Source organism: Geobacillus zalihae NBRC 101842 (assembly GCF_001544135.1).
Classification (GTDB): Bacteria; Bacillota; Bacilli; order Bacillales; family Anoxybacillaceae; genus Geobacillus; species Geobacillus zalihae.
The window spans coordinates 22,859-30,983 of record NZ_BCPV01000045.1; the positions used below are offsets into that span (position 1 = coordinate 22,859).

Annotated in this window: 9 protein-coding genes; 3 read left to right on the forward strand and 6 right to left on the reverse strand. The window is 40.3% G+C overall.

From position 1 onward, the window contains the following. Positions 1-9 precede the first annotated feature (9 nt). The 3 genes from GZ1_RS12490 to GZ1_RS12500 form a co-directional block, all read right to left on the reverse strand. Positions 10-1,056 carry a TraC-like domain-containing protein gene (locus GZ1_RS12490; RefSeq protein WP_060788574.1) on the reverse strand — a complete coding sequence of 349 codons (1,047 nt, stop codon included), beginning with the start codon at positions 1,054-1,056 and terminating at the stop codon, positions 10-12. Positions 1,057-1,068: 12 nt separating this feature from the next. Then, positions 1,069-1,293 (reverse strand): hypothetical protein, encoded by a 225-nt coding sequence (locus tag GZ1_RS19645; protein ID WP_008881746.1) that lies wholly within the window; start codon positions 1,291-1,293, stop codon positions 1,069-1,071. Positions 1,294-1,413: 120 nt separating this feature from the next. Beyond that, positions 1,414-2,040 (reverse strand): hypothetical protein, encoded by a 627-nt coding sequence (locus GZ1_RS12500; RefSeq protein WP_060788575.1) that lies wholly within the window; start codon positions 2,038-2,040, stop codon positions 1,414-1,416. 374 nt (positions 2,041-2,414) lie between these two features. Between GZ1_RS12500 and GZ1_RS12505 the strand changes: the two genes are divergently transcribed. The 3 genes from GZ1_RS12505 (at position 2,415) to GZ1_RS12515 (ending at position 5,101) form a co-directional block, all read left to right on the forward strand. Beyond that, positions 2,415-3,023: a DUF3967 domain-containing protein gene (locus GZ1_RS12505; RefSeq protein ID WP_255211292.1), complete on the forward strand. Its 609-nt coding sequence runs from the start codon at positions 2,415-2,417 to the stop codon at positions 3,021-3,023. A 305-nt stretch (positions 3,024-3,328) separates the two neighbouring features. Next, the gene (locus GZ1_RS12510) at positions 3,329-4,150 is read left to right on the forward strand and encodes a helix-turn-helix domain-containing protein (RefSeq protein WP_060788576.1); all 822 of its coding nucleotides are present in this window, start codon (positions 3,329-3,331) and stop codon (positions 4,148-4,150) included. Between the two features lie 222 nt (positions 4,151-4,372). After that, on the forward strand, positions 4,373-5,101 hold the full coding sequence (locus tag GZ1_RS12515; protein ID WP_060788577.1) for a replication-relaxation family protein: 729 nt from the start codon (positions 4,373-4,375) through the stop codon (positions 5,099-5,101). Between the two features lie 507 nt (positions 5,102-5,608). Here the strand turns inward: GZ1_RS12515 and GZ1_RS12525 are convergent. From GZ1_RS12525 to GZ1_RS19305, 3 genes are all read right to left on the reverse strand, one after another. Continuing rightward, a complete protein-coding gene (locus tag GZ1_RS12525; protein WP_255211293.1) occupies positions 5,609-5,932 on the reverse strand; it encodes a hypothetical protein in 324 nt (107 codons plus the stop codon). Between the two features lie 15 nt (positions 5,933-5,947). Next, positions 5,948-7,099 (reverse strand): ParM/StbA family protein, encoded by a 1,152-nt coding sequence (locus tag GZ1_RS12530; protein WP_060788579.1) that lies wholly within the window; start codon positions 7,097-7,099, stop codon positions 5,948-5,950. Positions 7,100-7,557: 458 nt separating this feature from the next. Beyond that, positions 7,558-8,125, reverse strand: a 568-nt coding sequence (locus GZ1_RS19305) for a V-type ATP synthase subunit I domain-containing protein (RefSeq protein ID WP_060788581.1), incomplete at its 5' end; no start/stop codon positions are given.

Here is an 8,125-nt window from a genome sequence, read left to right on the forward strand (position 1 = left end):
CCCCCTGGCTTAAATAATTTTCTCCGTTACTTCTTTCTCCCATCTCTTTTTCATCTCGATATATGTCTCTTCCCCCAGTGTGATCGGGAATGTACTTGTTTTGATTTCCGCATTGACTTGTGCATTTTCGTAGTCAACACAGGTGTAGATGAGATGGAATAACTCTTCGTTGTTTAAGACTTCTGCTTTCAGCTGAAAGCGACCGCCGAGCATATTCTCGATTTGAGAAACAAGGATTCTTGCTTGTCTGTCGAGTTCCTCTAGTACACTTTCTCTGTTTTGCACTGTAAACGGTTTTGAGATAATGACATATCGGTTTCGAGATACCATGTTCTTAGACTTTTGAATATCGTCGATAAAATCAAGATATCCTTTCGCCAACAATTTTTTCGCCATATCTTGTTCTTGGGATGTCTGCTCTTGGATGAACAGGAAGTAGTTTTTCAAATTGACTGGTTGCGCGATCTGGCTGATTTGGAGCGTCAGATTTTTTGGAAGATCGTTGAGGAACGTTTCGTATGCTTGAAAAATCATGCGTTTCTCTTTGTTATTCAACAACGAAAGATTGATGCTCGACACTTTAATCACTTTAACTAATCTTTTATCCGTTGTCTCATAGCAATCCGAATAAATGTTAGAAATGCCGAGCTGTTCACGAACATCTTTTTCCTTCTTCTTTCCCATCAGATCACCCTTTGTGTAAACAAACAGTTTTTGACGGTTGTTGTACTTAATGCGCCAAACAATCCGGTGTTCGAAAAACGAAATGTTCTTCCGATCGGGATGTTGAATCGTCAGCAACAGTAAGAACGTTGCCCAGGGCGCAAAGCAGACAATCACGTTTTGCGAATTAATGCCGATTCCCGTTCGATGGATGATATACAGAGCCACAATGCCAGCAATCAATAAAGGAAGGGAGATCAGCACGTCTCGATACCGAATGAAAGAGAGTAAATACTTTCGGGTATCAACGTTTAGAGGTAGCTCTATCTTCCCCTCTTCCCGCAACTGTTCCCTTCGTTCAGCGATCGACTGTGTTTCATATGCCAAATTCATTCACCCCTCCGATTAGAGGTTGCTTTGGAAGTAGTACACGATCGGGCGGGCAAGCAAAAACACAATCAACCCAGAGATGCACAAAAACAACCCCCGTTTGAACTTTGCTTGGTTTTCTTCTCCACCAAATGCCGCCAATAGACCACAAATAAGAATCCCAATGGCGAACAAAGTGATAAATGTAGACGTAATGTCTCCGAACAAAGAATTCAATAGCCCTCGAAGTTGGTCAAACACAATTATTCCTCCCCTTTCCAAATATGGGTTATTTTTTTCTTTTTGATTATATTAAAATTATATAATAATCGAAGAAAAATGTAAATAAAAAATAGCGAATTTTTTCGCTATTTTTTAAAATTACAAATTGAAATCCTCACAGATTTGCAAGGCAACCAAATGTAAATAAAATTGCCTAGTTACGTTGATGTCACTACTTTTTTTATCTAGCATTTTTTTGGCGAGCGCATTCATGTTTAGATGCAGATATTCTCGTTTCTTTATTTGGAACGGGCGTATCTGCACATTCTTAGCCAAGAGATAATACGAAAACAAGAAACTCATTGCAATAGAGTTCGACTTACAGAAATCAGTTATTTTTTTTTTTAGCTCCTCGTCCATATTGGTGTTGATATAGTCACGACTTACATCGTTGTCTTTGGCTTCTATATCTCCGGCTAAGGAAAAATTTTTTTCGTTCTTTTTAAAATAATCAGAAACTAGCAGCCCAAAAAAAGTTCTTTTTGATAAACCAAAACGATCGATTTGTTCAATCTTTTGCGCCATTTCCTCCGTCAAAAAAATCGTTGTCTGCGAATCGAGATTGATCTTTTCTCTCAACGCTTCCAGTTGCTCGAAACTATATCCTTTTTGCAGAATTTCTGCCAAGGCAAACGCGATAACGTTCCTCTTGCTTGTTCCCATTTGTTCAGCAATCTTCCCGATTAACTCATTGATTTCACGATTGATGGAGATCGTCAATCTCATACCAATATACCCAACCCTTCACCTTGATTTTTGATTAACTTTAAACCTAAAGTTAATCTAATTATACCAGTTTTAAAAACAATATACAATATTTACCTGTCCAAGTGATTTGGAGATCGCTGCGTCAACCTAGTGGAAATGGAGCGCTATGCTCGAAGACACGGGGACAGACATTGTCGCGCTAAAGACGAGAGAATGACGCTTGAAAGCGCGGCGAACAAAGTCGTTAGTGGTGTCCAGAAAACGGAGGACATCGCCCGGGAGTCAGATGTACCTCGCGCTATGACACACTACGGCGACAAGCTAGACCCTTTGTTATAAAGGATTCCATATGGATTGTATCGAATGTATATCGTATGAGGAGGCGAAGACGAATGCGAATGAAGGAATATTCCACAAAAGATATAGCGAATATCGTTGGTATAGCGACTCCAACCGTTCGCAAATATGCTCAAGCGCTCGAAAAGGCAGGTTATACATTCATAAAGAACGATCAAGGATTTCGTATCTTTACCGATAAGGATATTCAAATATTTGAACGTATGAAAGAAATGTCCAATGATACAGGGATGCCAGTAGATCGAATCGCATCAATGCTTGTCAGTGAACAAAAAAATGACGCATCTGACCCGATTCGTATCGAATCGGAAGTCGCTACACTACTAGAAAATGAGTTGAAAATGATAGACGAAAGCGATATAGGTCGCATTGATCGTCAATATGAAGCGTTGCTGAAAGAAATCCAGGAACTCAAACAAATAGTGATAGCGCAACAGAAATATATAGATGAACGATTGAATAAACGAGATGAGCTGCTTCTGCAATCGATTCGAGCACTACAGGAACAAAAAAGAGCGATGATTGAAGGAACGCAAAAACAAGAGAAGGTCACATTGGAAATAGCAGCGACCACGGAGGACAAGACAACAGAGGACAAGAGGACAAAAAAACGGGGATGGCTGTCGAGAATTTTTGGAAAATAGACCTTGTCGCGACTCGAAGATTAGTAGTACAATAGAGACAACTAAATAAGGACGGAAATGAAAAAGGATTCTCAACGTGTGTAAGTGGTGCGGCAACACCCTTACACCGTTCGCCCTGGTGCCGCAGGGCAAACACCTGTCGAGAATCCCTTCGTTACTATGCTTATGTCTATATTGTACAGGTTATGCGCTAGTAACGCAAGGGGTTAATTTTGGCACATTTTCGGGACACGTGTTTGCCTTGTTCAACGGCGAACGCGTGTCCTTTTTCGTTTCCGACAACAAAAGGGAGGAAACGAGAGAAAATGGCCAAAAAAGCAATCGAAATCATTTTTAGCGAAGAAACACTCGCAAACTTGCAATCTTTTAAATCGGTCGAAGAACTCAACAAAACAGTTTATCGCTACAAAAAACGAATCAAGCGCTCGGACTATAAAGGTAAACAAAACGCGCTCGCTATCCTTGAATATTTAAAGCGCCATTCATGTAAATTTATCGGCGTGTCGTGGAAAGGCAAACGCAAAATCGCCGCCGACCTCGGCATTAGCGACAAAACGGTGACTCGCGTTTGTCAATGGCTCGAAAAAAACGGATTTATTCGCCAATACGAAATGAAGCGCCCGTCCGACATGCGCCAAACAGCGAACGCGATCGTCATTCAGCCGATTGAGGACGTTGAAGTTGTCGCACAAGTGTCCGACAAGAAACCGGCCGAAGTGTCCGACCAAGAAAACTCGTATTCTAAAACCGATAAACAAGACGAAAACATAATTAATAAGACGCTACATACAGCCGAAAAAATTGTTCGTTATGTTGCGATTAAGGTAAACGAAGCGCAAAAACGAAGCCCAATCGGAATTACATACTTGTCTGCTTATATCGAAAAAACACTCGACGACCTAATGCAACGTGCAAAAGCGAAGGCCAAAGCCGAAAAAGCTCGCGCCCAACAACGCAAACAAGCCGACTACAAACCGGTCGGATTGATTTGGTACGACTTTACGAAAGAGCCGACGAGTGCCAGCGCCAGCCAGCCGACAAGCCAGCGCAAGCCAGCGTTTGACAGCGAAGACATGTTTGCGCCGTTATTGCAGGCTGTCGCACGAATTAAGGGCGTTGAGGTGTGACACACTCGTTTTAAGGCGTCTAACAGGCGCGTAGAGACGTCTTTAAGTCGGGGGAATATTAAATAATTCCACGCCTCCTAAAACGCGATATACGCCGATTATGACGGTCGTTTGCTTACGTACTCGTGCAACTACCTTCGTATATCGTTGATAAACCGAAAAACGCTGGCGGCTCTCGTCCGGTAGAGCTGACGGAAGATGAAATTTTAGGAGGTCTGTAAAATGCGGTTATCACAACGCGACAAAGCGATTATCGCCGATATTAATAGATTCCGAGTCATGGACCGTGATTCGATTGCGGAGTTGCATTTCAGTCATTTAAAACGCCCGATTAACAGCGCAAACGCCGTATTAAAACGCCTTGTTACCGACGGGCATATTCGCCGGTCAACGAAATTCGGGGCGCCTTATTTGTACTTAAGCAGAGAAACGGCGTTAAGCGAAGACTCCGCCAAAATCGGCCATTACCTCGCGATATTGGGCGTATATAAAGACATTCTTCGTCACGGAACACTTGACGTCTTTCAAGTCGAGCCGAAGTACGGAGGCAAAGGAACGGTTGAGCCTGACGTGTTTTGCATATTCCGCAAGCACGGCATGACCGGCCGGACTCCGTTTTTCATCGAGGTGCAAAATACGTTCTATTCGCAAAAAGTCATGACGCAAAAGCTAAAGCGATACGAGGAACTTTATCAGAGTAGAATAATCACGCAGGAACCGTGGCAGCCGGCCGACCCTCCGCCCGTTTTTCCGATCGTTCTAATCATATCGGAACATCGGTATGCGATAGACGGGAGTTATCCGTTTCGGGTGATACAAGCGCAATCGTTCACGCAATTTATGCAGTCGTTGAAGCCAGCGAAGCCGAAGGAAGAACAACGACCGAAACCAAAGACAGCGTCCCAACTGAAATATAGTGGAGGGATCAAGATTAATTTAGGTGTTAAATAAAAGAGCGTAGTCCTCGTTTTATATGTCGTAGTAGGTGATGTCCCGCATTCTATTTTTTTGTGATAATATAGAAATAAATTTACGTCAGACAAAAAAGGTGATTTCTATGAGAGAAGGACGATGCTATGAACAACATGATTTTCAGGTATTGATCTTATCCCAGTTTGCCCAACGCCGAACGTCTACAGAAAAGGAAAAATGGGAGCTACAACAAGAATATTTGCGCCTGATTCGTGAGATTCCTCAAATTTAGATGTCGTGGTATATGATGATTTAACGTATGAACGGAAAAAGCTAAAACAGGGACGCCCTAAAGAGGAAAATACGCTATCGCATCGTGTAACCGTCCGGTTGGACGATGAGAGTTATCAGTTGTTGAAACAATATTGTCAGACAAAAAATATTACCGAATCAGCAGCGATTCGGGATTTAATCCAAACACTGAAATGGAAAATATGGTGAATATAAAACAGGCTGACCTAAAGGTCAAAACCTTGGTCAGCCTGTTTAGAAAAGATTGTTTATATCCACGTTTTTATAGAGATCATTATCATCATCTTGGTTTTCTTTATCTCGGTCTTTTTTCGGGTCTGGATTGTTTAAGGATTTCGCTGTTCTGTTCTCTTTGGATGTACCGGAAGAAAACTCTTGATATAGTATTCTTTGTATATCGTAATCCATGATGTCTTTGATTCCGAAACGGTTAATCATGTGTAAAACAATGTTAGTAAGAGAGACTTGAATATTTTGTTGCTTGTCCAGCCATTCATTAATCAAGTCACTTTGGGGGGTGTCAGCCACCCTCCAAGTGACGATTTTTCGTTTTGCCACGATCACTCACCTCGATCAAGCGTGTTGCTTAAATAGAATTTTTTCGTTAATGACATGCAACCCGTTTACGTTCATGTCCACGGCATATTTTTCTGGAATCCAAAGGACTTCACAGTGTACGGTATTTGCAAAGTCCAATAGCTCCTCATATAGCTCTTCTTTGAACTGGATGCTGCCTCCACCATACACGGCAATTACATCCACGTTTCCGGCGATGTCGCTGTATTTTTCTTGAATGTCTTCTAGAATACGTTGAGCCTGCGAATACCGTGCTTCTTGCATGAAGCGAACGGCTAAATTGTGAAGATGATGGGATGGATCTCTAAAAATGTCCATAAACTGCTGGCGGTTTAGGTTCAAAAAGCCGCCAACTTCCTCTTTCAGCAATTGAGTAGCTTCTTCCGTGGCATGACCCACTCCTCGTTTTTCCCCTGAACAAACATCTGTTACAGGATTCATTCCAACAGTATAGATATATTCCGTTGTTCCATCGCCAATATCCACGTGGAGAATTCGTTTGTTAGCGAAATCTTTTGGCACAGCTTGTTTTTTATAGTGCTCGTTATAATTCTTCAGAATTTCATTCTCACTTTCCAATAAGGCATATAGAGCTGGAATGCCTTCTTGAGTGACTTTCACAGTCTGAAAATGGAGTGTGACGGTCACAGGAGTTTCTCCGACATATACAATCACCACATGATCGTTGCTAGTGAAACGTCCTTCAAGGTATCTGGCTTGATCGGCACTATATTCTGACGCAGGGATTGCTGTTGTCATTGAGACATCTACTGAAATTGATGGAGGAAGCTCTTGATTTTCTTGATATGCCAATTGAACTGATCGAGCAGCAAGCATCGATAGCGTCATTAGGACTGGAATATCGTGTTTTGATTTATTCCCTAATTTGATATTCATATTTTCTACTTTATCGGCCGTCATATTGGCGCGTTTTCCGATGAAGTATAGGCCACTTCGTTTAATAGCGTTACTTGTTACATGAACAATCAATTCATCCAACAAATTAGCAATGTTTTTTTCCACATTTGTTTCCATCACATTTGGCTTGGATAACAGACGTTTGACCACCGATGGTTGTTTTATGAGCGTATCGTTCACGATCATTTTTGTTTCCGAATTCCCAATATCATTAGCCACCACTAATTTCATTTAAACTCCCCCTAATAATTCATTTTACATTCAAATTAAATTTATAATTAATTCTTATCTACATTATAAAGCATTAATGTTATATAATCAATCAAAATGAATTTAAAAAATAAATATTTTTGAATGTATTTTAAATGCGAATTTAATTTATATAAGATTCACTATTATTTTTAATTCATATTTAATTTATTTTAAATTCATTATTCATTTATTAGTGGTATTATCATTCTATATTCATTCAAATTGAATGTTTTATTCATTCATCTATTTATAAAATAGGTAGGATTATCGGAATGAATGGAAAGCAATAGAAAGAGGATCAGAGAGGTGAACATACAAAAAGACCGATTGATTTCGGTCTTTTTCTGTGGTTTAAAAATCAACATTAAAATTTAACAGAAGCAAAAATAAAATTACCTAAAAAACGGCTTCTCAGATTGGTGTATAAAAGAAAAGGGTCATCGGATTAACTCTAAATCCTTTTCTTTAGTTTTAGCTTTTTCCTGCGTTCGTTTTTCTTCTAACTCTTGTTTCAGTCTTGCTTCCAATTCGTTGAAGCGCTGAAGCTCTTCCTTGTATCGTTTAGGATTTTTTTCAATATACATGATGGCTCTTCTAAGTGTTTTTAACCGAGCGTTTTCAATTTTTTGATTCAGCCGTTGTTCTAGTTTCTCCATTCGCTGCAATTCGGCTTTGTATCGCCGAGGATTTTCCTGTAGTTTTGTTTTCAAAATCATTAACCTGTCTTTAGCTTCCACTAAACGAAAAACGGTTCGTTTTGGGTCTTTTTTTAATGAAGTTAGCGCTCTTGCGATTTCTCGTCTCTCTGCTTTTCGAATGCTCACTTCTAGTTTCGATTCTATGCGTTGTAGGCGTTCCAATTCTTTTTTATTCTTTTTCGGGTTTTCCATCAGCTTCTGTTTAAGATCGTTCAGGTTTTCTTTTGCCTTCAGTAGAGTTTTAAGTGATTTTTCGTTTGATTTAGTTTCTTCCAATTCGCTTTTTTTAAGAGAGGGAGGATTTAAC

What these genes read in the sequence shown, in the direction of transcription:
- GZ1_RS12490 (WP_060788574.1), bottom strand. Translation starts at nt 1,056, where the DNA reads ATGAATTTGGCATATGAAACACAGTCGATCGCTGAACGAAGGGAACAG.
- GZ1_RS12500 (WP_060788575.1), bottom strand. Translation starts at nt 2,040, where the DNA reads ATGAGATTGACGATCTCCATCAATCGTGAAATCAATGAGTTAATCGGG.
- GZ1_RS12505 (WP_255211292.1), top strand. Translation starts at nt 2,415, where the DNA reads ATGCGAATGAAGGAATATTCCACAAAAGATATAGCGAATATCGTTGGT.
- GZ1_RS12510 (WP_060788576.1), top strand. Translation starts at nt 3,329, where the DNA reads ATGGCCAAAAAAGCAATCGAAATCATTTTTAGCGAAGAAACACTCGCA.
- GZ1_RS12515 (WP_060788577.1), top strand. Translation starts at nt 4,373, where the DNA reads ATGCGGTTATCACAACGCGACAAAGCGATTATCGCCGATATTAATAGA.
- GZ1_RS12530 (WP_060788579.1), bottom strand. Translation starts at nt 7,099, where the DNA reads ATGAAATTAGTGGTGGCTAATGATATTGGGAATTCGGAAACAAAAATG.